The organism is Actinokineospora cianjurensis (assembly GCF_003663795.1).
GTDB classification, from domain to species: Bacteria; Actinomycetota; Actinomycetes; order Mycobacteriales; family Pseudonocardiaceae; genus Actinokineospora; species Actinokineospora terrae.
This window is the reverse complement of the sequence record NZ_RCDD01000008.1, coordinates 103,735-128,163: the sequence shown is the minus strand read 5'-3', so window position 1 is coordinate 128,163 and position 24,429 is coordinate 103,735. Positions and strand designations below refer to the sequence as shown.

General features: G+C 70.1%; 23 protein-coding genes. 15 read left to right on the top strand and 8 right to left on the bottom strand.

Going from position 1 to position 24,429, the window contains the following annotated elements; genetic code table 11:
* Positions 1-190 precede the first annotated feature (190 nt).
* The 6 genes from CLV68_RS34855 (at position 191) to CLV68_RS30280 (ending at position 7,270) form a co-directional block, all read left to right on the top strand.
* Positions 191-1,864 (top strand): metallophosphoesterase, encoded by a 1,674-nt coding sequence (locus tag CLV68_RS34855; RefSeq protein WP_246010200.1) that lies wholly within the window; start codon positions 191-193, stop codon positions 1,862-1,864.
* Between the two features lie 2 nt (positions 1,865-1,866).
* Positions 1,867-3,189: an MFS transporter gene (locus tag CLV68_RS30300; protein ID WP_246010190.1), complete on the top strand. Its 1,323-nt coding sequence runs from the start codon at positions 1,867-1,869 to the stop codon at positions 3,187-3,189.
* Positions 3,190-3,369: 180 nt separating this feature from the next.
* On the top strand, positions 3,370-4,305 hold the full coding sequence (locus CLV68_RS30295) for a TolB family protein (RefSeq protein WP_211346819.1): 936 nt from the start codon (positions 3,370-3,372) through the stop codon (positions 4,303-4,305).
* 20 nt (positions 4,306-4,325) lie between these two features.
* Positions 4,326-4,781, top strand: coding sequence for a hypothetical protein (locus tag CLV68_RS30290; RefSeq protein ID WP_121394423.1), 456 nt, complete (start codon positions 4,326-4,328; stop codon positions 4,779-4,781).
* Positions 4,782-4,822: 41 nt separating this feature from the next.
* Entirely contained in the window at positions 4,823-5,698 is an 876-nt protein-coding gene (locus CLV68_RS30285) for a P-loop NTPase family protein (protein ID WP_121394422.1), read from the top strand.
* Between the two features lie 63 nt (positions 5,699-5,761).
* Positions 5,762-7,270, top strand: coding sequence for a tetratricopeptide repeat protein (locus tag CLV68_RS30280; RefSeq protein ID WP_147460224.1), 1,509 nt, complete (start codon positions 5,762-5,764; stop codon positions 7,268-7,270).
* On the opposite strand, the gene CLV68_RS30275 is transcribed toward CLV68_RS30280, so the two are convergent.
* The 5 genes from CLV68_RS30275 to CLV68_RS30255 form a co-directional block, all read right to left on the bottom strand.
* A complete protein-coding gene (locus CLV68_RS30275) occupies positions 7,267-9,687 on the bottom strand; it encodes an ABC transporter permease (protein WP_121394420.1) in 2,421 nt (806 codons plus the stop codon). The genes CLV68_RS30280 and CLV68_RS30275 overlap by 4 nt on opposite strands.
* A gap of 432 nt (positions 9,688-10,119) precedes the next feature.
* Positions 10,120-10,341 (bottom strand): hypothetical protein, encoded by a 222-nt coding sequence (locus CLV68_RS33575; protein ID WP_147460223.1) that lies wholly within the window; start codon positions 10,339-10,341, stop codon positions 10,120-10,122.
* Between the two features lie 221 nt (positions 10,342-10,562).
* A complete protein-coding gene (locus CLV68_RS30265; protein ID WP_121394419.1) occupies positions 10,563-11,324 on the bottom strand; it encodes an ABC transporter ATP-binding protein in 762 nt (253 codons plus the stop codon).
* A gap of 73 nt (positions 11,325-11,397) precedes the next feature.
* On the bottom strand, positions 11,398-12,612 hold the full coding sequence (locus tag CLV68_RS34365) for a DUF6923 family protein (protein ID WP_170224674.1): 1,215 nt from the start codon (positions 12,610-12,612) through the stop codon (positions 11,398-11,400).
* Positions 12,609-13,370, bottom strand: coding sequence for a bestrophin-like domain (locus CLV68_RS30255; protein WP_121394417.1), 762 nt, complete (start codon positions 13,368-13,370; stop codon positions 12,609-12,611). Before CLV68_RS30255 ends, CLV68_RS34365 begins: the two co-directional genes overlap by 4 nt.
* A 449-nt stretch (positions 13,371-13,819) precedes the next feature.
* On the opposite strand from CLV68_RS30255, the gene CLV68_RS30250 reads away from it, so the two are divergent.
* The 4 genes from CLV68_RS30250 to CLV68_RS30235 all read left to right on the top strand — a co-directional run bounded on the left by CLV68_RS30250 (position 13,820) and on the right by CLV68_RS30235 (position 18,547).
* Complete coding sequence (locus tag CLV68_RS30250; protein ID WP_121394416.1) at positions 13,820-15,130, top strand: DUF2252 domain-containing protein; 1,311 nt, start codon at positions 13,820-13,822, stop codon at positions 15,128-15,130.
* A gap of 50 nt (positions 15,131-15,180) precedes the next feature.
* Positions 15,181-16,812, top strand: a complete 1,632-nt coding sequence (locus tag CLV68_RS30245; RefSeq protein WP_121394415.1) for an alkaline phosphatase D family protein — start codon at positions 15,181-15,183, stop codon at positions 16,810-16,812.
* Positions 16,813-16,841: 29 nt separating this feature from the next.
* Entirely contained in the window at positions 16,842-17,897 is a 1,056-nt protein-coding gene (locus tag CLV68_RS30240; RefSeq protein WP_092783493.1) for a hypothetical protein, read from the top strand.
* 140 nt (positions 17,898-18,037) lie between these two features.
* Entirely contained in the window at positions 18,038-18,547 is a 510-nt protein-coding gene (locus CLV68_RS30235) for a winged helix-turn-helix domain-containing protein (protein WP_121394414.1), read from the top strand.
* A gap of 54 nt (positions 18,548-18,601) precedes the next feature.
* On the opposite strand, the gene CLV68_RS30230 is transcribed toward CLV68_RS30235, so the two are convergent.
* Positions 18,602-18,901 (bottom strand): DUF3467 domain-containing protein, encoded by a 300-nt coding sequence (locus CLV68_RS30230; RefSeq protein ID WP_121394413.1) that lies wholly within the window; start codon positions 18,899-18,901, stop codon positions 18,602-18,604.
* A 32-nt stretch (positions 18,902-18,933) separates the two neighbouring features.
* Positions 18,934-19,878 carry a DJ-1/PfpI family protein gene (locus CLV68_RS30225; protein WP_121394412.1) on the bottom strand — a complete coding sequence of 315 codons (945 nt, stop codon included), beginning with the start codon at positions 19,876-19,878 and terminating at the stop codon, positions 18,934-18,936.
* A 71-nt stretch (positions 19,879-19,949) separates the two neighbouring features.
* Here CLV68_RS30225 and CLV68_RS30220 point away from each other — a divergent pair, with 71 nt between their 5' ends.
* The 5 genes from CLV68_RS30220 (at position 19,950) to CLV68_RS30200 (ending at position 23,552) form a co-directional block, all read left to right on the top strand.
* Positions 19,950-20,351 carry a rhodanese-like domain-containing protein gene (locus tag CLV68_RS30220; RefSeq protein ID WP_121394411.1) on the top strand — a complete coding sequence of 134 codons (402 nt, stop codon included), beginning with the start codon at positions 19,950-19,952 and terminating at the stop codon, positions 20,349-20,351.
* 118 nt (positions 20,352-20,469) lie between these two features.
* A complete protein-coding gene (locus CLV68_RS30215) occupies positions 20,470-21,099 on the top strand; it encodes a hypothetical protein (RefSeq protein ID WP_211346818.1) in 630 nt (209 codons plus the stop codon).
* A 32-nt stretch (positions 21,100-21,131) separates the two neighbouring features.
* Positions 21,132-22,046 (top strand): hypothetical protein, encoded by a 915-nt coding sequence (locus CLV68_RS30210; RefSeq protein WP_121394410.1) that lies wholly within the window; start codon positions 21,132-21,134, stop codon positions 22,044-22,046.
* Between the two features lie 70 nt (positions 22,047-22,116).
* Positions 22,117-22,638, top strand: coding sequence for a methylated-DNA--[protein]-cysteine S-methyltransferase (locus CLV68_RS30205; RefSeq protein WP_121394409.1), 522 nt, complete (start codon positions 22,117-22,119; stop codon positions 22,636-22,638).
* On the top strand, positions 22,638-23,552 hold the full coding sequence (locus CLV68_RS30200) for a hypothetical protein (protein WP_121394408.1): 915 nt from the start codon (positions 22,638-22,640) through the stop codon (positions 23,550-23,552). The genes CLV68_RS30205 and CLV68_RS30200 overlap by 1 nt, the downstream gene beginning before the upstream one ends.
* On the opposite strand, the gene CLV68_RS30195 is transcribed toward CLV68_RS30200, so the two are convergent.
* Positions 23,549-24,247: a FadR/GntR family transcriptional regulator gene (locus CLV68_RS30195; RefSeq protein ID WP_246010199.1), complete on the bottom strand. Its 699-nt coding sequence runs from the start codon at positions 24,245-24,247 to the stop codon at positions 23,549-23,551. The two genes, CLV68_RS30200 and CLV68_RS30195, sit on opposite strands and share 4 nt — an antisense overlap.
* Positions 24,248-24,429: the final 182 nt, after the last annotated feature.

Sequence of the window (24,429 nt, the reverse complement as noted above, 5' to 3'; positions counted from 1 at the left end):
GTGAGCTGCGGGGCGGGTGGGTGCGTGTTCCGGGAATAGCGCGACGCGGGCTCTGGGGCATTGCTTGTCGGAGTGAGCTGAATACGTTCCTCAACGGAAAGCCCTGCGTGAGGAAGGTTTGGTCACAGTGGACGCGAAATGGCGATGGTGGGCCGCGGGGGCGGCCTTGTGCTTGGTGGGCGGGTTGTCCGTGGCGGTCGGGGTGCACGGGGGTGCGGCGGCTCAGGGGCGGGGGTCGGCCGAGGTGGTGGTGGTTGGGGCCGGGGACATCTGCGGGTCCAACTGCAAGCAGACCGCCGACTTGGTGAAGGCGGCCAATCCGGCGGCGGTTTTCACCACCGGTGACAACGCGTACGAGAACGGGGCGCTCAGTGATTATCGGACTTACTACGAGCCCGCGTGGGGGCAGTTCCGGTCGCTGATCAAGCCGACGCCGGGGAATCATGAGTATCAGACCTCGGGTGCGGCTGGGTATTGGGACTACTTCAACGGGGCCGGGAACAACAACGGGGTCGCGGGGGAGCGCGGCAAGGGGTACTACAGCTGGGATGTCGGCGATTGGCACTTCGTCGCGCTCAACAGCAACATCTCGATGTCGGCCGGGTCGGCGCAGGAGGTGTGGTTGCGCAACGACCTCAAGGCCACCGGGAAGCCGTGCACGGCGGCGTACTTCCACCACCCGTTGTTCACCCGCGGCTCGCACAGTCCCACCACCACGGCGCGCCCGATCTGGCAGGCGTTGTACGACAACAAGGCCGACCTCATCCTCAACGGCCACGACCACAACTACCAGCGCTACGCCCCGCAACGCCCCGACGGCACGGCTGACGCGACCAACGGCATCCGTGAGGTCCTAGTCGGTACCGGTGGTCGGGCGTTCTACACCTTCTCGCGCACCATGCCCAACATCGAAGCCAGTAACGACAACACCTACGGCATCCTCAAGTTGACCCTGTCCGCCACCGGTTACCGCGGTCAGTTCGTGCCGGTCGCTGGACGTACCTTCACCGACGACTTCTCCGGCGCGTGCAAGCAGAAGGGCACTACCGGCGGGTTCTCCCTGTCTGCCGACCCTGCCACTGTCGCGCCCGGTGGGTCGACGACCACGAAGGTCACCGTAAGCGGCACCGGCTCGGCCAACCTCAGCCTGTCGGGGCTGCCGTCAGGTGTTACCGCGAGCATCCAGCCGAACCCGGTCACTGCCCCTGGTGCCGCGACGGTCACCCTGAACGCGACCGCTAACGCCACACCTGGCACCACCACGGTCACGGTAAGCGGCACTGCCGGGGGCCAGACCAAAACGACGACGTTTGCGCTAACTGTCGGGTCGCCGTCCAGTGACGTCTACTTCGACGACTTCGAGCGCGACACCGGCTGGACGGTCGGCGCCTCCGACACCGCGACCACCGGGGTCTGGGAGCGCGGCGACCCCGAGGCGACCGCCGAGAACGGCGACAAGCAGCTCGGCACCACCACCAGCGGCAGCAACAGCCTGGTCACCGGTCGGCTGGCCGGGTCGGGCGCGGGCAGCTACGACGTCGACGGCGGTCGGACCTCGATGCGGTCACCGGCGATCACCCTGCCCGGCGGCCAACCGCGGCTGTCGTTCCGGTGGAGCGCCGGCCTCGGCGCCAACGCGTCCACAGAGGACTACTTCCGGGTGACCGTGCAGGGCGCCACCAACACCATCGTGCTCGAGCAGAAGGGGACCGGCGCGCACGTCAACGGGTCGTGGCGCACCGCGTCGGTCGACCTGTCGGCGTTCGCGGGGCAGGTGGTCCGGCTGCTGGTCGAGGCGGCTGACGGCGGGTCGGCGAGCCTGGTGGAAGCCCAGGTCGACGACGTGCGGGTCAGCCGGGGCTAGCGGTGTACCTGCGCGAACTCCCGCGCGGGGGAGCACGGTCGGCGGCGAAGGTGCCGTCGACCGTGCTCGCCCTCGGCGTGGTCAGCCTGCTCACCGACATCTCCGCCGAGATGGTCACCGCGTTCCTGCCCATGTACCTGGTATACGGGCTCGGCGCGGGCTACCTGCAACTCGGCGTGGTCGACGGCCTCTACACCGGCGCCACCGCCCTGCTGCGCCTCGCGGGCGGCCACATCGCCGACCGCACCGGGCGGCCCAAGGCGCTCGCGCTGGTCGGGTACGGCCTGTCGGCGGTCACCAAGCTCGGGTTCCCGGCGGCGGGCTCGTCGCTGCCGCTGATCGGCGGGCTGCTCGCGGTCGACCGGGCGGGCAAGGGCATCCGCACCGGACCGCGGGACGCCATGATCACCTTCGCCAGCCCGCCCGGGCAGTTGGGGCGCGCGTTCGGCGTGCACCGGACGCTGGACGCGGTCGGGGCGTTGCTCGGGCCGGTGGTCGCGTTCGCGCTGATCGCCTTGGCCGCGCCCGACTCGGTGTTCGTGGTCAGCTTCGGTTTCGCGGCGGCCGGGGTGCTCGTGTTGGCGACGTGGGTGCGCGATCCGGGCGGGCGCGGGCATGGGGCTGGTGAACTCCAGGTCCAGCGCGATCCGGTCGGTGATCACGTCGCGCCGGAACTGGGCGGTGAGCGGGTGGTAGGTCTGGCCGGTCGCCTCGATGCCTGCGACGGTGAGGCCGCCGTCGCCGGTGCGGTGCCGGTAGGGCCGGAGCGGCTGGACCTGCGGGCGTTGCTGCGGCCCGAGTACCGGCGGGTGACGGTGCTGGCCGTGCTCCTCGGGTTCGCCACGGTCAGCGACGCGTTCCTGTTCCTGGCCGCCCAGCAGCGGACCGGGGTGGACCCGAGGTGGTTGCCGCTGCTGCCGGTCGGGGTCGCGGTGACCTTCCTGACGTGCGCGGTCCCGGTGGGGCGACTCGCTGACCGGTTCGGCCGGTGGCGGGTGTTCCTGCTCGGGCACCTGCTGTTGCTGGCTGTGTACGGGTTGCTGCTGGTCGGCGGGCAGTGGCCGGTGTTGCTGGTGGCGCTGGGATTGCACGGGCTGTTCTACGCGGCGACCGACGGCGTGCTCATGGCCTGCGTCGGGCCGCTGGTGCCGGAGGGGCAGACGGCGGGTGGGTTGGCGGTGGTGCAGACAGCGCAAGCGCTTGCCCGGACGTGCGCGGCGTTGGGGTTCGGGGCGTTGGCGGCTTCGGCAGGGTTGGGTTTGTCCTTTGTGGTCTTCGGGGTCGTGCTGGCTGGGGCGATTGCGGTGGCTTGGCGGTTGCGGTGATGCGTGGTCTGTCTGGCGCGCGGGGCGGCGGTCGTGGTGCCGCGGCGATGGGCAATGCGAGACCACCGGGCTGGCCTGGTCTTGGTGCGGGAGGTCGGCGTGGGTCTTTCGGCGCGGGCTTGTTCGATGCGATGTGGTGCTCAGTGGGACCTGTGTGGACGTTGCGAGGTGGAGGTTGCGGTGAGGAAGCTCTTCGGGGTGGCGGCGATCGTCGCGGTGGTGGTGGCGACGGTGGCGTATGTGGTGGTGTCAGCCGAGCCGAGCGGCACGGTGGACCTCGCGGTGCCGGACTCGTTGCTGTACGTGGACAATGGCCGGGTCGGGCGGGCGCCGTTGGGTGATCCGGGGGTGGGTGGGCCTGGCGGGATGTCGTGCTTGCGGGTCTTCGCGGCTGGGGGCGCGGCGGTGTGCTTGCGGGCGGTCGCCGTGCCGCCGAGCTTTGAGGCTGTTGTGTACGCGGGCAATGACGTGGAGAAGACGATCCCGCTCGATGGCACTCCCAGCCGCGCACGGGTATCCCCCTCGGGGCGCCTGGTGGGGTGGACCGTGTTCCGCGAGGGCGATTCGTACCTGCCCGCGGGCTACTTCTCCACCACGGCAGGCATCTACGACCGCGCGTCGGGCACCCTCTACGGCTCGATGGAGGATTTCACCGTCCAGGGCATCGACTCCCATGATCGCAACTTCTGGGGCATCACGTTCACGCCTGATGACAAGGGTTTCTACGCGACCCTCGCTACCGGCGGCACGACGTGGTTGGTCAAGGGGGACCTTGCCAGCCGCACGATGGTTCCGGTCCGCGAGAACGCGGAGTGCCCGTCCCTTTCTCCCGACGGGGGCCGTGTTGTGTACAAGAAACGGGTGGGGGACAGGTGGCGGTTGCACTTGCTGGACCTGGGCACGGGGCAGGAGCGCCCCCTCGGCGACACCGCAGATGTCGACGACCAAGCCGCCTGGCTCGACGACCGGACAATCCTCTACTCCCGCCCAGGCCCGGACGGCCACCCCGCCATCCACAGCCTGTCCACCGATCCCTCGGCCACGCCCCGCTTGATCCGAGCGAACGCGACATCGCCCGTCGTAACAGTGCGATCCGATCACTCGACTGAAGGGTGAACTGGAGATCGGGAGGGTGCATGCTCGAGGAACTCGCGGCATTGGCCGCAGCCGGGGGAACGGCGCTGGTCGAGGCCGCCGCCACCGACGCGTGGGAGACCACCAAGCAAAGGATCGCCGCGGTGCTCGGCGGCGGCGACAGCCGCAAGGTCGAACTGGCCGAGACCCGCATGGAGAGCACGCGCGCCGAACTCGCCTCACTCACCGGCGCCGATCTGGACCAGGCGAGGGCCGCCCACGCCACCGTGTGGACCACCCGTCTGCGCGACGCGATCGAGGAGCGTCCCGAGGCGGCCGACGACCTCCGCGAGGTGCTGGTGGCTCTGCCTGCCACGGGCATCTCGATCAGCGGAGGCGTGTACGTCGCCGGGAACTCCACCACCGTCGCCACCTCGGGCGGCATCGCGGCAACAGTGATCAACGGGGGTGCCTCGACCTCCGGAAACCCTCCCCAGCCGGGAGCGGCCAAGGGCTGACCGCTCCCGGGGACACGTTCGTCTTCGCCCAGCAGGCAGTTGTGGCGTCCAGCGGCGGGATCGCCTCCCGCGGTGACCTGTTCGGGCAGGCGCCGATAGACCTCTCGGCGCTGGCCGAGTCAGTGACCCCGCCTCCGATCAACACCACTCGACGTCTGCGTGGCCGCGATGAGGTGATCGAGGCCCTGGTCAACCCGGCCGAGGGGCGAGCCCACCTGCTGCACGGCCTCGGCGGCAGCGGCAAGACCTCGATCGCCGCCGACATCGCCCACCGTCCGACCGACCGGGACGTCTGGTGGATCTCGGCGGTCGACAAGACCACTGCGCTGTCCGGGCTGCACACCGTCGCTCGCCTGGTCGGTTTGGTCTCCGATTCACCTAGTGCCGATCAACTGTGGGGTCGGCTCAACACCCGCACCAGGCCGTGGTTGCTCGTCATCGACAACGCAGATGATCCGTCGGTGCTCGACGAGGACCCAGACAGCGTGGTCGCTGGTCGTGGCTGGGCGCGCCAACCCCGCACCACCCACGGGTTGGTCATCATCACCAGCAGGCAGGGGCCTGACCCGGAAAAGTGGGGTACCTGGCTCAGCGCCCACCCTGTCCGCATGCTGACCGCGGCCGACGGCGCGCAAGTCCTCTTCGACCACACCCACAACCGAGGCGGCACCCAGTCTGAAGCGCAGGCTCTGGCCACCCGCTTGGGCGGACTCTCACTGGCTCTGACGCTGGCAGGCTCCTATCTGGCACAGGCGATCGACGACCCCTGGCCCGACTCAGCCACTCCCAGCACCTTTATCGAACTGCACGCCGCCCTGGACAACGACCGCGCCGACGTCCTGGACGCCGCCACCGGCGAGCAAGTGGGCAACCGGCTCGTGGACCGCATCTGGCAGTTGGCGATCGACCTGCTGTAGACCCGCGACCTGCCCCTTGCGGCGCCCTTCATGCGTCTCCTCGCCCAGTTCGCGGACGCTCCCGTGCCCTACCGCCTCCTCCTCGACCGCGAGACCATCACGCGGTCCCCGATCTTTGCTGCCTTGGACCACGTCCAGATCAAGAACCTCCTGAAAGAGATGACTCATCTCGACTTGATCGAGACGAGTCACGCCCAAGAGCACCCCGCCCTCCGGATTCACCCCCTGATGCGCGACGCCGCCCTCCGCTACCAGGACTCGGACCACGACGCACCTGCATATCTCACGCTGGCCGCCCGCCTGCTCGTCAACGCGTGTGCGGACATGGATGACGAGTCCGTGCAGGAACATCCATATTGGCCAACTTGGGCCATGCTCTCCCCGCATGCGCTGCACCTCTGGCGGAAGCTCGTAGGTACAACTGGTCCCGATCTCGTGCTGGTCGAAGATCTCGCACGGGTAGTCCTGCTCGCCACAGTGAGTCTGTTCCGACAAGGCCATACCAGTCAGGCGCTCGCCGATTTCGAGAACCTGCACCGCGTACTGGTCCGACTTCTCGGTGCTGATAGCAGGCACACCTTGGTCGCTCGTCTCGGTATCGCGCAGGTACATTTGGAACTGGGCTCCTGGGAGCAGGCTCGGTCAGAATTGGTGTCGATCCTTGCCCGGCAGTTCGAAGTTCTCGGCGAGGACGACCCAAGTGTTATGTATTCGCGAGGCTATCTCGCTCGTACGTTCGAGGCGGCAGGCGATTTCGTCACGGCCGAGTCGCACTATTCCGCTCTGCTCGCGAAGTTCCGGCACGTCTTCGGATCGGCGCACCCACAGACACTGTCGATCTGGCGCATTTGGGCAACTATGCTCAGAGAGGTGGGCAAGATTGACGCTGCCCGTGCCGAGTGTCAGGCAGTACTGAGTGTTTCCCGTCGTGTCCTCGGCGAGGAGCACCTGTGTACGCTTGCGGTCCGCAGCAGTTTGGCCATCTTGGATACGTACTCAAATGAAAACTTGGCGGCGGAGGTTGAGTTCGAGTCTATTGCGGATATTGTCGGCCGCACTAGAGGGCTATGGGACCCTGCAACGCTGAATGCTCGCTGCAATCTCGCTGGAAGTTGGGCTGCGCGAGGCGAGTTCGGAGCGGCGCATTCGGAATATTTGGCTATCCTGCCGGTGATAGTCGAGATGTTCGGGCCTGGCAATCAGGACGTATTGGCGCTTCGGGTGAAGTTCGCGAAGGTCCTCCGTAATCTCGGCAGATTGGCCGAGGCCAAGGTTGAATACGAGGCGACGATACGGCTCTTGCGGGAGTACTACGGCGATGATCACCCCGATACGCTCAAGGCGCGAATTGGCCTCGCTGCACTTCTTTCTGTGATGGGAAAGAGGGTGGAAGCCGAGGCTGAGGTGCGATCCGTGTTGGAGATCCAGTTTCGCACGCTCGGCTCTGATCACCCGGATGTTCGCCTCACGAGAAAGAACCTCCTTGTCATACGACAGCACACGCCTGGGCCGGGCAAGCCGGTGATGTGGCACGGGCCGGGGAAGCGGAAGAAGAAGGGGAAGAAGCGCTAGTCGGGGAGGGTTGCGGCGGTGATGGGGCGGGGTTTGGTTGCGCGCCAGGTGGGGATGAGGGTGGCGGAGAGGGTGAGGAGGGCCATGGTGGTGGCTATGGCGAGGTAGATCCATAAGGGGCCGGTGGGGAGGAGGGAATCGTGGACTACGAGGGTGAAGGGGACGAGGGTTCCCGCGGCGACAGTGGTGCCCAGGGTTAGGCCGATGAGGGCGGTGACGAGGGCCTCGGTGGTCATCATGCGCAGGACCTGGGGGCGGGTGGAGCCGGTGAGGCGTTGGAGGGCGAACTCGCGGCGGCGGGTGGTGGTGGACATGGCCAGGGTGTTGATCACGGCGATGACGGTGTAGGCGATGATCATGCCGACGAGGGTGTAGTTGACCCAGGCGCCGATGTCCTGGCCTTTTTCGAAGGCCGCGGTGAGGGATTCGCGGGTGCCGATGACGGCGTCCGGGGTGGTGGCGATCGCGGCGGCCAGGGCTGTGGTGTCGCCGCGGAGCAGGACTTGTTGGGGTAGGGCCGTTGTGGTGTGGGGGAGTACCAACGAGGTCGGAGCCAGGATGGTCTCGAAGCCGGGGACGCCGGTGAAGGTGGCCGTGACCGTGACCCTGGTTTCCGCGCCGTCGCCCAGGCGGACGGTGAGGGTGTCGCCGGGGTGGTAGCCGAGGGACCGCGGTACGGCGATGGTGTTGCCGGACAAGCTGTCGAGGGTGCCCTCGGTGACGGTCACCGCGGTGGTGGCCGAGATGTCGCCGGAGACGGCCTGGGTGGGGAAGCCGTCGTCGTCCTGGCCTGCGTGGAAGGGGGCGGTGATGTACAGGCGGGTGCTGGTCAGCGCGGTGGCGGCGGTGATGCCGGGGGTGGCGCGGAGGCGGTCGGCGAGGTCGGTGGGGAGGCCGCCGGTGGTGGAGGTGACCACGGCGTCGGCGCGCAGTGCGGCGGTGTACGCCTCCTGGGCCACTGCGACCTGGGTGGTCTGGAGGTAGATGTTCGCGGTCGCGATGCCGGTGGCCAGCATGATCGGGGTGACGGCAGAGGCGAGCCGGACCGTGCGGGCGCGGGCGTTGAGCAGGCCCAGTTCCCCCGCGACACCGGTGACCGCCCTCAGCGGCAGGCGCAGGACGGCCACCAGGAACCGGGTGATGCCGGGCGAGACGAGGGCCAGGGCGATCGCCCAGAGGATCACGGACGGTCCCGCGGTGCTCGCGGCGACCGGGCCCTCCATGACCGTGACGGTGACGATCGCCAGCGCGAGCCCGCCGCCGAGCGCCAGCAACGCCAGGACCGCGCGGGGAACGCTCAGCCACCGCGTCTCCAGCGACGACTCGGTCAACGCCTCGGTCGGCCTGGTTCGCGCCGCTCGCCTGGCCGCCACCAGTGCCGCCGCCACCGTCGTCAGCAGACCGGACCCCACGGCGACGATCATCGGGATCCAGCCCTGGTGGAACACGACGCCGTCGGACACCACGCCCTTGGCCACGAGCTCGTCGAACAGCAGCTCGCCGATCCACCGCCCCGGGACGCAGCCCAGCACGGTCGCCACGAGGCCGACCAGCAACGCCTCGCTGAGCACCATCCGGCGCATCTGCCGCGGTGTGGTGCCGATCGCGCGCAGCAGGGCCAGTTCGCGGGACCGCTGCCGCACGGACAGCCCGAGCGTGGAAGCGACCACGAACATCGCCGTCGTGATCGCCAGGCCCCCGATGACCCCGGCGAGCGCGATCAGCCCGCCGCCTTTCTCCTCGGCGTCGGGGTGCTCGACCAGGCCGCGGTCGTCACCGGTGAGGACGACCCCGAACCGGCTCAACCTCTCGGACAACGCCGCCAGGTCCGTTCCCGGCTGAGCGGTGACCGACACGCTGTCCACAGTGGATCGACCGGCCAGCTCGGCGACGTCCTTGTCCGAGAACACCGGCCACTCGGACGTCCCGGCGACGTCGAACTCGCGTGACTTGCCCCGGTAGGAGACTGTCACCCGCTCGCCTGACCCGGCGGGTAGCCATACCTGGCCTGGAGCGGTTGTCTTGTTCGTAGAGGCTGATCCGTGCGCGGTGGTGGGGACGCCGTTGATGGCTACGGGGAACGACACGTCCGGTTCGGCTGAGCGCACCCCCTGGACGCTCTTGACCTGATCGACGATGGCTGGCGCCAACCGCACCCGCTCAGTCAAGAGCACGGTGTCGGTGTGGTGCTTGTCGTCCTCATCGGACGGATCGTCCCGCGCCAACTCGAACTTGTTGGGCGCCACCACTTGGAGATCCGCGTGCGCCAACCGCTGCGGTGGGGTGGCGGTCCGGATCCCGGTCTCCATGAGACCGGCGCAGGCCAGGACTAGCGCGCTGCCGAAGAACAGCGCGACGAAGGTGCCGAGGAAGCCGCCCTTGCGGAAGCGCAGGGTGCGGAGGGCTAGGCCAAGCATGGTGCTACCACCCTGGTTTGACTATGGGCCATCTTGTCCGCTGGTGCCTGATGCTGATCGCTGGCTGCGCAGGTACCTCGCATGGCGGGCGAGGCGAGCGGGCGCTTGTCCGGCACCTGCCGAGGCGTTCCGGCAACACGGACGTCGGTGATGAACGCGTCAAGCCAGACAGGCTGATCGGCGCGCGCCACTCGGAGGCTCCCGTGGACAAGGCGTTGTGATGCCGCCGGTGCCTGGATATCGGGTTCCCTGAGGCCCAGGCAGGTCAGGACAGGGGTGCTGCCGAAACCGAAGGGGACGAGGAAGTCGTCCTTGCAATGGCGGAGGGTGCGGAGGGCTAGGGCGAGCATCACGCCACCGCCTTGGTGCCGGGATGGTTGGTGGATGGCGTGTGGCGGAAGCCGCTCTTGCGGGGGCGCGGGGTGTGACGGGCTAGGACGAGCATTGCGCCACCGTCCTGGTGCCGGGGTAGGTGGTGGGTGGCGCTTGGAGGAGGCCGGGCGCCAACCGCTTCGGTGGGGGCGTCGTGCGGATGCCGGATGTGGTGGGGCAGGCAGAGGCTGGTGCCGGTGCGCTGCTGGAGATGAGAGTGGCGGAGGTGTCGAGGAAGCCGCCCTTGCGGAAGCGGAGAGCGCAGAGGGCTAGGGCGAGCATGGTGCTACCGCCTTGGCGCCGGGGTAGTCGGTGGACGGCGTGTCCAGGAAGCCGTTCTTGCGGGGGTGCGGGGTGTGACGGGCTAGGGCGAGCATTGCGCCACCGTCCTGGTGTCGGGGTAGTCGGTGGGTGGCGTGCGGAGGAAGCCGCCCTTGCGGAAGCGGGGGGTGCGGAGGGTTAGGGCGAGCATGGGGTCACCGCGCAGGTGGGGGAGGTGGGCATCAGGCTGCTGCCCAGGCGCCGAGGTGGGTCATTCGGTCGGCTACGGCTTCGGGGGTGGGGGAGTGGAGTTCGCCGACCAGGGTGCCGTCGGCGAGGAAGATGACTCGGTCGGCGAAGGAGGCGGCTACCGGGTCGTGGGTGACCATGACGATGGTCTGGGATGACGCGGTGACTGCCTGGCGGAGGAGGGTGAGGACCTCGCGGGCGGTGCGGGTGTCGAGGGCGCCGGTGGGCTCGTCGGCGAAGATGACGGCGGGGCGGGTCACCAGGGCTCGGGCGATGGCGACGCGTTGCTGCTGGCCGCCGGAGAGTTGGGCCGGGCGGTGGTCGAGGCGGTTCGCCAGGCCGACGCGGTGGACGACCTCGGACATCGCGGCGCGGTCCGGTGTGCGGCCCGCCAGGCGCAGCGGCAGGGCGATGTTCTGCGCGACCGTCAACGCGGGCAGCAGGTTGAACGCCTGGAAGACGAAGCCGATCTTGTCGCGGCGCAGCCTGGTCAGCTGGTTCTCGCCGAGCCCGGTCAGCTCGACCCCCGCCAGCTCCACCGACCCGCTGGTCGGCTTGTCCAGCCCGGCGGCGCAGTGCAGGAACGTGCTCTTGCCGGACCCGGACGGCCCCATCACCGCCGTGAACGTCCCCCGCTCGAACCCCGCGCTCACCCCCGCCAGCGCGGCGACCGCCCCGCTGCCCTTGCCGTAGACCTTCCGAACCCCGGACAGGCGCACCGCGTCACTCACGTCTTCTCCCCATGTCGATTCGATCTGGGAGAGACGTTAGGGCGCTGAACAGCCGGAACCCATGGCGCTGGCACTAGTCTTCGGGGTAGGGCTAGCACTACCTCCGGCGGCGTCGGCTTCCCGCCGCAGCGGCCCCTGCGCCCACGATCAGCACGATCGCCGTCAGCCCCCAGCGCCGCTTCTCCTCGGTGCTGCTGCGCGCCCGACTGGCCGTCCGGGGGTCCTCGGTGGGTGTCGTGGGCTGCGGCCGGTACGGGCGCTTGGTCGTCACCTCAGGCGGGGGCGGGACTGGCGGGACGGCGGTGGTCGGTTGCGGCGCGGGCGGGGGCACCACCGGGATCGGCGTCGGGCTGATCACCGGCGGCGACACGGGAACCACCGGCGCGCGAGCGGGCGGCGGCGGAACAGGAGCCGGAACAGGGCCCGCGCCGGGAGCCGGGGCGGGTGGGGTCGGCTGCGGTGTCGTCGCGGGTTCCACCCCGGGCAGGCACGCCGTGGCGTCCGCCGAACTCACCGCGGGCCACGCGCCCACCTCGGTCGCCGCACCCGTGCCCAGGTCGATCCGGAACAACGGCGACCGCCCCGCGATCCGGTTCGCGGCCGCGTAGAGCGCGCCATCGGGGGCCAGCACCGCGACCCCGAACGACGCACCCCCCGGCAGCCCCGTTGTCGCTACCTGCACGACCTGCCCGTTCCTGAGGTCGACCCGGACCACCCGGCTGCCGCTGTAGTCGGACGCCACCCCGTACGCGACCCCACCGCGCACGTCGAAGTCGTCCACGCCGACGATCAGCCCCCGCGGCGAGGTCATCACCGCGTCGACCACGCCGAGGTAGGTGTTGCTCCCCGGGTCCAGGTCGATCCGGTAGATGGCGGAGTCGACGCGCACGACCAGCTCGGAGCCGACGATCGTGCCCGCCGTCGCGCTGGTGAACCTGTCGCTGGGGAAGTTCAGTTCGTTGACCCTGCGCACCGGTCCGTGATCGATGACGTCGCCCTCGGTCCCGATGGACACCACGTGCGCGCCGTCGCCGAACGTCCCCTCGGTTGACCGCGTCGACAGCCCCCACAGCGAGTTCGTGTCCTCGGAGTAAGCGATCGCGTTGACCCGGTAGCGCAAGGTCGCGATCTGCTGCGCCGCGCTGGTGGCGAGGTTCACCCGGCTCAACACCGAGAACCCCGACACGTCCGTGCTGTGCACGCGGAAGAACGTGCACGACACCAGTGGTGCCGCCTCGCCTTCCGCGAGTCCGAGCACGGCGCCACCGGCCAACACCACCCCAACGGCGCCGATGGTCGCGAGGCGTTTCATTGCAGTCGCGCCTGCGCGCTCTCGAACGCCGAGGGCTCCACCTTTGCCCCACCGCTGTAAGGGTTCTGCAATTGGTGCGTCGCGAACAGCAGCAGTGAGAGCGTCCCGGCCAGAATCGACACGATGACGATGTGGGTAATCGGCCGAGGTCCACCGAACATCAGCGGTAGGGCTACCGACATGACGCTGCCCGCGATGAGCGCGAACCACAGCACGTCGCTGATGCCGTTGCCCGCCGCGTTGAGCCTTTCCTGCCGGGCCTGGTAGACGTCCCACAGCTTGTTCGCCGCGTCGATCTTCTGGTTGTTCTGCCAGTCGTCGTTCGCGGGCGCCTTCGCCACCGCCGCGCGCATCCGCTCCAGGATCGACCACCCGTCGCCCGCGACGTCGTCGTTGCCCTGCTCCATGTCCGGCCACTCCTGCTCGACCACGGTGGTGGCGTAGTCGGCGCTGAGCCTGCGCACCTCGGACGCGGTCGGCTCCCCGAGCGAGTCCGTCGCCCACCGGGCCGCGACCAGGTTCTCCGCCTCGCGGTAAGAGGTGTCCTCGGCCGCGCTGGTGCCGTCGAACAACGAGATCAGCACGAACGCGAGCAGCACAGCGTGCAACCCGCCCACGATGGTGAACACCTGCCCCGCGGCCTCGTTGTTGTCGACGGTGCCCAGGGTCTCGCCGAAGCGGCGGATCAGGTACGCGACGGCGGCGGTGGCGATGGCCGCGCCGAAGACCCAGATCAACCCGGAGAGGTAGATGTTCATCGCAGCTTCAGGTGCCCTTTCGCAAGAACATTCACGATATGGCCGCACGGAGGTCCGTGACGCAGCAACTGTGCCGGAAGGACGGTTGCCGGTGCGCGGCGAGAGTGACCGAACTACTCGATCGGATTACCAGCCATCGTGAATTCCGCGCTACCGGCGAGTCCACAAGGTAGTGACCGGCGCGGTCGGCCCACAAGGGCGCCGGGCGAAAGCCCCTATTCGTTGCTCCTGAATGACCGAATAGCGGCACGCGGGTCCGGCCGGGCGCACCCAGGCGAGACCGAGCCCACCGGACGCGGGGCTTGATCGGCTGTCGGGGTGATGGGAACCTCTGCCGTGGTGACCACGCGTGCTCGCCGGGGCCGCGGGCACTCCCTCCACTGTGGAAGTGCCGCCCGGTCGGACGGGTCCCGGGTCACCCGCGGCAGTTCACCCTCCGAGGAGTCCCCATGAGCGACGACCGTCGCCAGCGCATCGTGTCCGTCCTGCACGCGGCCTTCGCCGACCTGATGGCCGCCGACCCCACCGCGTTCCGCAGCAAGTTCCGCAAGATGGCCGCCGAGCCGTTCGCGTTCTACCGGGGCAGCGCCTGCCTGTTCTACGCCGACATGGTGGACGAACCGGACGAATGGTCCGACCCGCGCACCGGCCGGGTGTGGATCCAGGGCGACCTGCACGCGGAGAACTTCGGCACCTACATGGACGCCGAGGGCACCCTGGTCTTCGACGTCAACGACTTCGACGAGGCGTACCTGGGCGCCTTCACCTGGGACGTGCGCCGCTTCGCCGCGAGCATGGCGCTGCTGGGCTGGCGCAAGGCGTTCCCGGACGAGGCGATCACCCGGCTGGTGCGCGCCTACACCGAGACCTACGTCCGCCAGGTCCGCGAGTTCGCCGACAAGCCCGGCGACGAGATGTTCAGCCTGCGCCTGGACAACACCGAGGGCGCCATCAACCAGGTGCTCCTGCAGGCCAGGCTCGCCACCAGGGTCGGCCTGCTCAACGAGACGACCAGCGTGCGCGACTTCGACCGCGTCTTCCGCATCGGCCCGGGCGTGCGCAAGCTCGACGACGAGGAGCGCGCCAAGGTCGAGGCCGCGTTCGAGGGCTACCTCGACACCATCCCCAGCGGCAAGCGCGCGTCGAGCAGCCTGAGCTACAAGGTGAAGGACGTGGTCGGCCGCAGCGGGTTCGGCATCGGCTCCGCCGGGCTGCCCGCGTACAACGTGCTGGTCGAGGGCCGGTCGCAGGCGCTGGAGAACGACGTGGTGCTGTCGATGAAGCAGGCCAACGTCGCCGCGCCGAGCCGGGTGGTCGACGACGAGAAGATCCGCTCGTACTTCCACCACCACGGCCACCGGACCGCGGTCTCGCAGCGGGCCCTGCAGGCGCACGCCGACCCGTGGCTCGGTTTCACCGAGGTCGACGGCACCGGCTTCGTCGTGGCCGAGCTGTCCCCCTACGTGACGGATCTGGACTGGTCCGACCTCACCGAACCGGGTGACATCCTCCCGGTGGTCGAGTACCTCGGCCGGGCCAGCGCCAAGGCGCACTGCGTGTCGGACTCCGACTCCGAGCAGACCCTGGTGGGCTTCCAGGTCGAGGAGGCCATCGCGGGCGCCATCGGTGACCGGGAGGGGCCGTTCGTCGACGCCGTGGTGGACTTCGCGCACCGCTACGCCGAGCAGACCCGGCTTGACCACCGGCTCTTCGTCGAGGCGTTCCGGGGTGGTGAGATCAAGGGCGTCGAATCCGTGTGAGGGTTCACCGGATCGGGGTACGTAGCGCCGGGCGGAGCTGAGGAGGTTTCATGCCTGATCTGATTCTCGGTCCGGTGCTGCGGCACGTCGACTCGACGTCGGCAACGGTGTGGGTGGAGACGGACGCGTCCTGCGACGTCACGGTCGCGGGGCGGTCCACCCGCACGTTCGAGGTGCTCGGGCACCACTACGCGCTCGTCGTGCTCACCGACCTGGAGCCCGCGTCGGTCACCGAGTACGACGTGCGGCTCGACGGCACCGTCCGCTGGCCCGAGCCGGGCGACGACCTACCGCCCAGCCGGATCCGGACGCTGCCCGACGGCGGCGACCACGACTTCCTGCTGCTGTTCGGCTCCTGCCGCAAGCCCGAGAGCGACGACCCCACCGAGCACAAGCTGTGGGGCACCGACGCGCTGGCCGCCTACGCGCTGCGGATGGCCACCCAGGAGGAGGTCGACTGGCCGGACTCGCTGGTGCTGCTCGGTGACCAGGTGTACGCGGACGAGACCAGCAAGGCCACCCAGGAGTGGATCAAGGGTCGGCGGGACGCGAGCAAGCCGCCTGGCACCGAGGTCGCCGACTTCACCGAGTACGTGCGGCTCTACCACGAGTCCTGGTCGACCCGGCTGGTCCGCTGGCTGTTCGCGACCGTGCCGACCTCGATGATCTTCGACGACCACGACGTGCGTGACGACTGGAACACCTCCCAGACCTGGCGCGACGAGATCGAGGCCACCGACTGGTGGGCCCAGCGCGAGCGCGCGGCCGTCGTCTCGTACTGGATCTACCAGCACATCGGCAACCTCGCGCCGGAGGAGCTCGCGCAGGACGAGACCTTCCGCGCGGTCACCGCCTCCGGCAGCGACGCGGTCGCGGTGCTCAGCGACTTCGCCGACGTCGCCACCCAGGAGTTCAACGGCCGTAAGGGCACGAGGTGGAGCTACCGGCGCGACTTCGGCAACGTGCGGCTGCTCGTCGTCGACACCCGGTCGGGCCGCATCCTCAAGGACGGCCACCGCTCGATGGTCGGCGACGGCGAGTTCGAGTGGATCGAGGCCAACGCCGACGGCGACTACGACCACCTGCTCATCGGCTCCTCGCTGCCCTGGCTGATGCCGCACGCGATCGCGCACGTCCAGTCCATGAACGAGGTCTCCTGCCGCCGCACCGACTGGCGCGGCAGGCTCGCCGAGAAGCTGCGCCAGGCCGCCGACCTGGAGCACTGGCCGTCCTTCCGGGCGTCATCCGACCGGCTGACCAAGCTCATCCGGCGGATCGCCGAGGGGAACGCCGCGACCGTGTGCGTCCTGTCCGGGGACGTCCACCACGTGTACGCCGCCGAGGCCACCTTCGACCGGCCGGTCAACGCCCGGGTCTACCAGCTCACCTGCTCGCCGCTGCACAACGCCGTCGAGCGGTTCATGCGGCCGCTGTTCCGGCTCGCCTGGTGGCAGCCGCTGGCCGGGGTGCTGCGCCGGTGGATGTACCGGTCGCCGGAGATCGAGCCGCTGCCGGTGGACTGGACGAAGGTCGCCGGTCCGTTCTTCGGCAACGCCGTCGCCACGCTGCGGGTTCGCGGCCGGGACGCGGACGTGGTCATCGAGATGGCGGGTGATGGCGACGACGGGCCGACACTGCGCCCGCTGCCCGCCGTCGCGCTCACGGCGGGTCGCCCGAGCTGACCCGGGCGCCCGCTCCTAGACTTCGCGGCGTGGAATACCAGCTCACCGCCGATGTGTCGCCGCCGTCGGACACCGACCTCGACCCGTTGCAGCGCCACGGTGTCGCCGCCGTGCTCGACGAGCAGCTGGAGCTGCTCGCGGGCATCGAGGGACCGGACGGGGTCGAGGTAGAGCCGCTGGACCACCGGGTCGCGGTGCACCCCACCGGCGCCGTCATCACCTGGCTGCTGGACGCCCCCGCGCTGTCGTTCGCCGAGGAGGCGGCCAGGCACGTGCTGACCGAGCTGCTCGCCACCAGCGAGCTGCTCTCGGACTGGACCCTGGGCCGGTGCGAGGTCATCGCCTCCGACGACGACCTGGCCGCCGCGCTCGGCCAGGACGACCCCGAGCTCGACGACGAGGACGAGGACGAGGAGCTGAGCCCGGAGGAGGTCGCCGCGCTGCGCGACGAGCTGCTGGTCTCCGCGGGCACGCTGCGCGCGTTCGGCCCCGAGGCGTTCGGCCACGACCCGGCCGACCCGGACAGCCCGGTCTCCGCCGAGGCCGCGCGCCTGGTCGCCGGTGCGCTGGTGCAGGCGATGGAGATCCTCACCGACGAGCTGTTCGCCGACGTGCAGGAACTCGAGGACGCCGAGGAGACGGCCAGCGAGGTCGACGCGCTCAGCGTGCTCAACCAGCTGCCGCTGCGCTACGCCGAGCACTACGGCGCGCTGTTCGCCAAGCAGTTCCTGGTGGTCAGCGCCATCTTGGGCTACCGGCTCGCGCAGCCGGGTTGGACGCCGCCGCTGTGCACCGCGGAGGCGCTGGCGCTGCACGTGCTCAAGGCCGAGGCCGGGGTCCAGCTCGACCTGGCCGGGCTGCTCGACGAGCTGCCGCTCAAGGACATCTTCGCCGCCTTCGACGCGCACGCCTTCGCCGACCTCGACCACGAGCGGCTCTTCGACCTCGACGAGGAGACCGGCGAGGACGAGATCGACCTGCTCGGCACCCCGGGCCTCGACATCGACGAGTGGTTCCTGCCGCGCGGCGCCGAGGTCCTGCACCCGTACCTGGCCGCGGAGTCCGCCGCCAGCCACGCCGAGTAGCTCCCACCTTCCGGACACCGTTGACCAGCCGTCGCCCGACTGGTCAGCTTGTCGCTGTGCGTCCCTACCCGATCACCGGCGGTCGATGTCAGGGCTGAGCACCATCGTGTCTCAGCCCTCCTTCGAACCCAGGGATCACCATGGCCTTGTCCGCGCTGCCCACCCACACCGAACCCTTGAGCGAGCCAGCCAGAGTCACCCTCACCGTCCACGTGACCGCCGAGGCCGACCGCATCCCAGCGCTGACCGCGGGCCTCGTCAACGCCCTCAACGCCCTGGGCCGCGACGAACTGGCGGTCACGGTGGACGGCCCGGTGGCCCCGGTGCTGCCGCTGCCCGCCCGCAAGACCGCGCCGCTGCGCGTCCAGGCTGACGCCCGCCGCGTCCTGTGGCGCGACCGCGAGGTCATCCTGACGCGGCTGGAGTTCGACCTCTTGCTCTACCTGGCCACGCACCCGAACCGCGTCCACCGCCGCCGCGCGCTGATGACGCAGGTGTGGCGCACCACGTACGTGAGTGAGCGGACGGTGGACGTCCACGTGCGGCGGTTGCGGGGGAAGATCGGGGGCGGGGAGCAGTTGATCCGCACGGTGCGCGGGGTCGGGTACCAGTTGGCCGACCCCGCAGTGGTCGCCGTGGAACGGGGCTAGGGCTAGTCGCCGTGGAACGGGGATAGGGCTAGCCGCCGTTGAGCAGGGCTAGGGCTACTGCAGCGGCTTGCGGCCGGTTTCCTGCTCCCACTTCGACAACTGCTGCTCCAGGGCCTTCATGATCTCGAAGACCTGGGACGGGGGGATGCGGACGCGGGAGACGATGCGGGCCGGGGTGGCGAGGAACTCGGTGCCGCTGTCGTCCTGGGTGGGGTGGTTGGGGCCGACGATGGTGGCGAAGTCCAGCACGAAGGACTCCTTGTCGTGCCAGACGACGGCGAAGTTGGCGTAGTGGCCGACCTCCTGCTCCGGGGGCATGTTGACCATGAAGCGGGATTCCAGCGGCTGGTCCATCTGCGTCCTCTCGTCGGCCTCTGGCCGCGATGCTAGCCGCGTTCGCGGAACGCCCGGCGGTACGCGGACGGGGAGGTGCGCATCGCGCGGGTGAAGTGGTGCCGGTAGGTGACCGGGGAGTCGAAGCCGACCGCGGCGGCGACGTCGGGGATCGGGTGCTCGCCGGACTCCAGCAGGGCGAGGCTGGCCTGGACGCGCTGGGTGATCAGCCAGCGGATGGGGCTGGTGCCCGCGGTCAGCCGGAACCGGCGCAGGTAGGTGCGGGTCGACAGGTGGGCGAGCCTGGCCAGCGACTCGACGGTGATCGGCGCCGCCAGGTTCGCCAGCGCCCACGTCATGCTCGCGGCCACCGCGTCCTCGGTCGGTTCCTGGACCGGTGCCTCGATGAACTGCGCCTGCCCGCCCTCGCGGTGCGGGGCCACCACCAGCCTGCGGGCCACCGCGTTGGCGACCGTGGCGCCGTGGTCGGCGCGGACCAGGTGCACGCACAGGTCGATGCCCGCCGCGCTGCCCGCGCTGGTGAGGATGTCGCCGTCGTCGACGTAGAGCACGTCCGCGTCGACCTCGACCGCCGGGTGCCGCTCGGCCAGCAGCGCCGCGTACTGCCAGTGCGTCGCCGCGCGCCTGCCGTCGAGCAGCCCGGCGGCGGCGAGGGCGAACGCGCCGGAGCAGATGGACACCAGCCGGGCGCCCCTGGCGTGCGCGGTCCGCAGCGCGGCCACCACCGGCTCCGGCACCGGGGACCGCACGTCCGACACCCCGGGGATGATCACCGTGTCGGCCGCGGCCAGGTCGTCGAGCCCGTACCCGGCCAGCATGGTCGCCCCGCCGACCACCCGGACCGGGCCGTCCGCGCAGATCACCAGCCGGTACCACGGCACGTCCAACTCGGGCCTGGACAGGCCGAAGACCTCGGTCACGATGCCGAGTTCGAACGGTGACATGCCGTCGTAGGCCAGGACGCTCACGGTGCGGATGGCGGAATGTTAGCGCACGGCGGCGTCCGCGCCACTTCCTCGACGGTCGTCGCACCCGCAGGATCAGCGGCATGAACGCCATCGCCCACTTCACCGCCCGGCTCACCTTCGAGACCGACTCCAGCGACGTGCACGCCACCCTCCCGGCGGGCGGCTTCACCCTCGTCGACACCCGCTCCGCCGAGGCGTGGGCCCAGGGGCACGTGCTCGGCGCCATCCACCTGCCGACCAAGGAGATCGCCGCGCGCGCCGCGGGACTGGTGCCCGCCGGGACCCCCGTTGTCACCTATTGCTGGGGGCCGGGGTGCAACGGCGCGACCAAGGCCGCGCTGGAGTTCGCCCGGCTCGGCTACCCGGTCCGGGAAATGCTCGGCGGCTTCGAGTACTGGGCGCGCGAGGGATTCCCGGTCGAGGGCCGCTCGGTGCCGGTCGACCCGCTGACCACCGTCGTCACCGGGGGTTGCGGCTGCTAGCAGGGGTCCACAGTGGACGGGTTGGGCCCAATGGCCCAACGTGGAACGGAAACCGTTTCACCCCCTGGGGGCGAGGGTATCTACCCGGCATCACGCGATGTCCGGGAAGGAGAACCCGATGTCAACAGGTGCGATCATCGGCATCGTCGTCGCGGTCGTCGTCGTTGTCGCCATCATCGCGGTGGCGCTGCGGGCCAAGGCGCGCAGCAACCACCTGCGAGACCGGTTCGGGGACGAGTACGACCGCACGGTCCACGCGAGCTCCAAGCGCGAGGCGGAGCGGGAGCTGCTCGGCCGCGAGAAGCGGCACGCCGAGCTCGAGATCCGCGACCTGACCCCGGCCGAGCGCGAGGACTACACCTCGCGGTGGTCGTTGGTGCAGGCCGAGTTCGTCGACCGGCCCGGTGCCGCCGTCGACGAGGCCGACCGGCTGGTGACCGCGCTCATGTCCGACCGCGGCTACCCCGTCGACGGCGACCACGACCAGCGGGTGGCCGACCTCTCGGTCCGCCACTCGTCCACTGTGGAGCACTACCGGCTGGCCCGATCGGTGCGCGCCAAGCACACCGGCGACGGCGACGCCTCCACCGAGGAGCTGCGCGAGGCGATCGTCCGCTACCGCGCGCTGTTCGACGACCTGCTCTCCGACGGTTCCGGCACGCACGCCGACGAGTCCCCTGTGGACGGTCAGGTGGCGGGCGGGGCGGACAGCGCCCACCCGCACGACGCCCGCCCCGCCACCCAGTGAGTCAGCCCCACGTCCCCACGGAAGGCCCAACCGTGACCAAGCCAGACAACGAACACCGGCTCCAGACCGAGGACCTCCTGGTCGACCGCGACACCGAGCACGCGACGACCGGCACCGGCAGAAAACCCGACGTTGACACCCACGACGGGGACGCCCACGGCACTGACACCCGCGACGGGGACACCCGCGGTGACGCCTACCGCGACGGCGAGGACGCCCGGACCGCGGACACCGCCTACGCGGGCACGACCCACGGTGACACGGCTGACACGGCGCGCGGGGACTCGGCCTACCGGGACTCGGGCTACGCCGACGAGGCGTACAGCGACACCGGCTACGGCGATCGCGACGACGCGCGCACCGACCCGCCGAACTCGCTGACCGACCCCGACTCGACCGACGCCGGGTACGCCGACCCCGAGCACACCGGGTCCACGCACGCCGGCGTCGAGCACACGGGATCCGAGCACACGGGATCCGAGCACACGGGATCCGAGCACACGGGAGTCGAGGACACCGGGGTCGACCACGCCGGAGTCGGGCACGCCGGATCCGAGCACACCGGGGCCGGGCACGCTGAGCCCGAGTACACCGAGAACGCGCCCACCGCGGCGATCCCGGAGCAGCAGAGCGTCCGCGAGTCCGGTCTCCCGGTCGCGACCGACGCCGAGGAGCCCGCGGCGCAGCTGTTCTCCGAGGAGGAGGTCGGCCGCTTCCGCGAGCAGTGGCAGGCCATCCAGACCACCTTCGTCGACGACCCGCAGGACGCGGTCCGCGGCGCCGACCACCTGGTGGCCGAGGTGATGCAGGCCCTCGCGGCGACCTTCACCGAGCACAAGCGCGGCCTGGAAGAGCAGTGGCAGGGCGGTTCCGCGGCGCAGACCGAGGACCTGCGGCTGGCGCTGCGCCGCTACCGGTCGTTCTTCCACCAGCTCCTGCACTCCTGAGCTGTTGCCAGGTCCCCGTTTCCGGCACACTGCCGGGGGCGGGGATCTCGGCACGTCCGGAGGTGGTTCGGTGTACGCGCTGTTCGACACGGCGATCGGCCGGTGCGGGGTCGCGTGGGGTGAGCGTGGCATCACCGCCGTGCAACTGCCCGAGCGCACCGAGTCGGCGACCGCGGCCCGGTTGCGCCGCTACGGCACCGAGGCCGAACCGCCCGCCGCGGTCGTGTCCGCCATCGCGCGCATGACGGCCCTGCTCGACGGCGAACGCGACGACCTCACCGACATCGTCGTCGACCCCGAGGGCATCCCCGAGTTCGACCTGCGCGTCCACGCCGTTGCCCGCGCCATCCCGGTCGGCGAGACGCTCACTTACGGCGAGGTCGCCACCCTGATCGGCCTGCCGGGTTCGGCGCAGGCCGTCGGCCAGGCACTCGGCCGAAACCCTTACCCCATCGTGGTTCCGTGCCACCGGGTGCTGGGCGCGAACGGGAAGGTCGGCGGGTTCTCCGCGGGCGACGGCGCGGTCACCAAGCTGCGCATCCTGGGCATCGAGGGCGCCGCGCCCGGCGGCCAACCGTCCCTTTTCGACTGATGGTCACCGACGCCCGCCTGCGCGAGGCCCTGGTGACGGGGCCGTTCAGCCTCGCGCTGCGGCTGGCGCTGCGGGCGAGCGGGCTGAGCCTGGACCGCGTGCAGTACCGCCTCGCCGAACGCGAGGTGCCGGTGAGCAAAACGGCGCTGAGCAACTGGCAAAGCGGTCGCACACAACCGGAACGGCCGGAGTCGTTGCGCGCACTCGCTGTCCTGGAAGAGATCCTGGTGCTGCCGGACCGCGCTTTGTCGTCCCTGCTGGGACCCCCGCGTCCGCGCGGCCGGTGGTTGACCCGTGCGCCGGACGACATGCGCGCCGACCAGGCGTGGGCACGGCCGGACGGGTTGCTGCGCACGCTCGACAGCCTCGGGACCACGCTGGCGGCGGTCGACCGGATGTCGAAGGTGTCGCTCCAGGTGATCTGCGTCGTCGGCGCGGACCGGCTGCTGTACCGCGTCGAGCACCTGGTCGTGCTCCGGGCCGAACAGGCAGGTGTCGACCGCTACACCGTCGCCTACCGCAGCGACCTCGGCGAACCGGAGATCACCGCGACGGTCGGGTGCAGGCAGGGGCGACGGCGCGGCGACGCGGAGACCGGGTTCACGACGTTCGAACTGCTGCTGGACCGCGGTCTTGGCGCGGGGGAGTTGGTGTCCCTGGGGTACACGATCGCTCCTGGGTCACCGGAGCTGTACCACTCGCAGCGGATCGGGGCGGCCACGCGGGTTTACGGGGCGACGGTCCAGTTCGACGCGGCCGCGCTGCCGGTCCGGGTCTACCGCCGTTTCCAGTCCTCCGTGGGCGAGACCGACTGCGCCGAAACCGACCTCCGACTCGGCGCCACCTCGACCGCCCAACACGTCGAAGCCGACCCGCCTCCCGGCATCTACCGCCTTGGTTGGGACTGGGATTAGGCCGCTCGTGCCGCCGTGATCCTGAGGCGGATGGGGGCGTAGTGGGCGGCTACCGCGGTGGCGAAGCTGTCGAGGTCGTTCGCGCGGGCGGCGGTGATGATGTCGCGGTGCAGCGCGACGGTGTCGTGCTCGTCGGTCGGGAGGCCAAGGTGCGGGGCGACCGTGGTGTAGACGTCCCAGAAGGCGTCGGTGAGCTGGCTGACCAGTTCGTTGCCGAGGGGGTGCACGAGCAGGGCGTGGAACGCGCGGTCGGCCGCCAACGGGTCGTCGCCGGTGTCCATGCGGTCGACCAGGGCGTCCAGGCTGGCCAGGTGCTCGGCGTCGAGGGCGGTGACGATGCCTGCCGCGTTGCCGCGCTCGAACAGTTCGCGGACCTCGACCAGGTCAGACAGCACGCCGAACTCGTCGTCCGGGCTGAGCAGGCCGCGGAAGGTCAGGCCCTCCACCAGCGCAGACAGGCTGAGGCCGCCGACGTAGGTGCCGTGCCCGTGCCGCACCTCGACGATGTCGAGCGCGTCCAGCGTCTTGATCGCCTCGCGGACACTGGAACGGGAGGCGCCCAGCGCGGCGCACAGCTCGTTCTCCGTGGGCAGCGGGGCACCCGGGCGCAGGCGGTTGTCGAGGATGTAGCGCTTGATGCGCTCGCTGACCTCCTCGCGCAGCAGCGACCGGCCGACCCGTTCGTTGGACACCACCTCGGGCAACCCCTCTCCTGTCGTGGGCGACACCCTCTCACGTTCTGCCCAGCCCCGCGTCTGGCGATCGGGGCACCGCAGCTGAATCGATTTTGACACCCGCTCGGGCCAGTCGGTAGTTTCGGTGGCGCGGTGCACGCCAGTGTCGTCGTTCGCCCGGGGGAACAACACCGACGATGCCC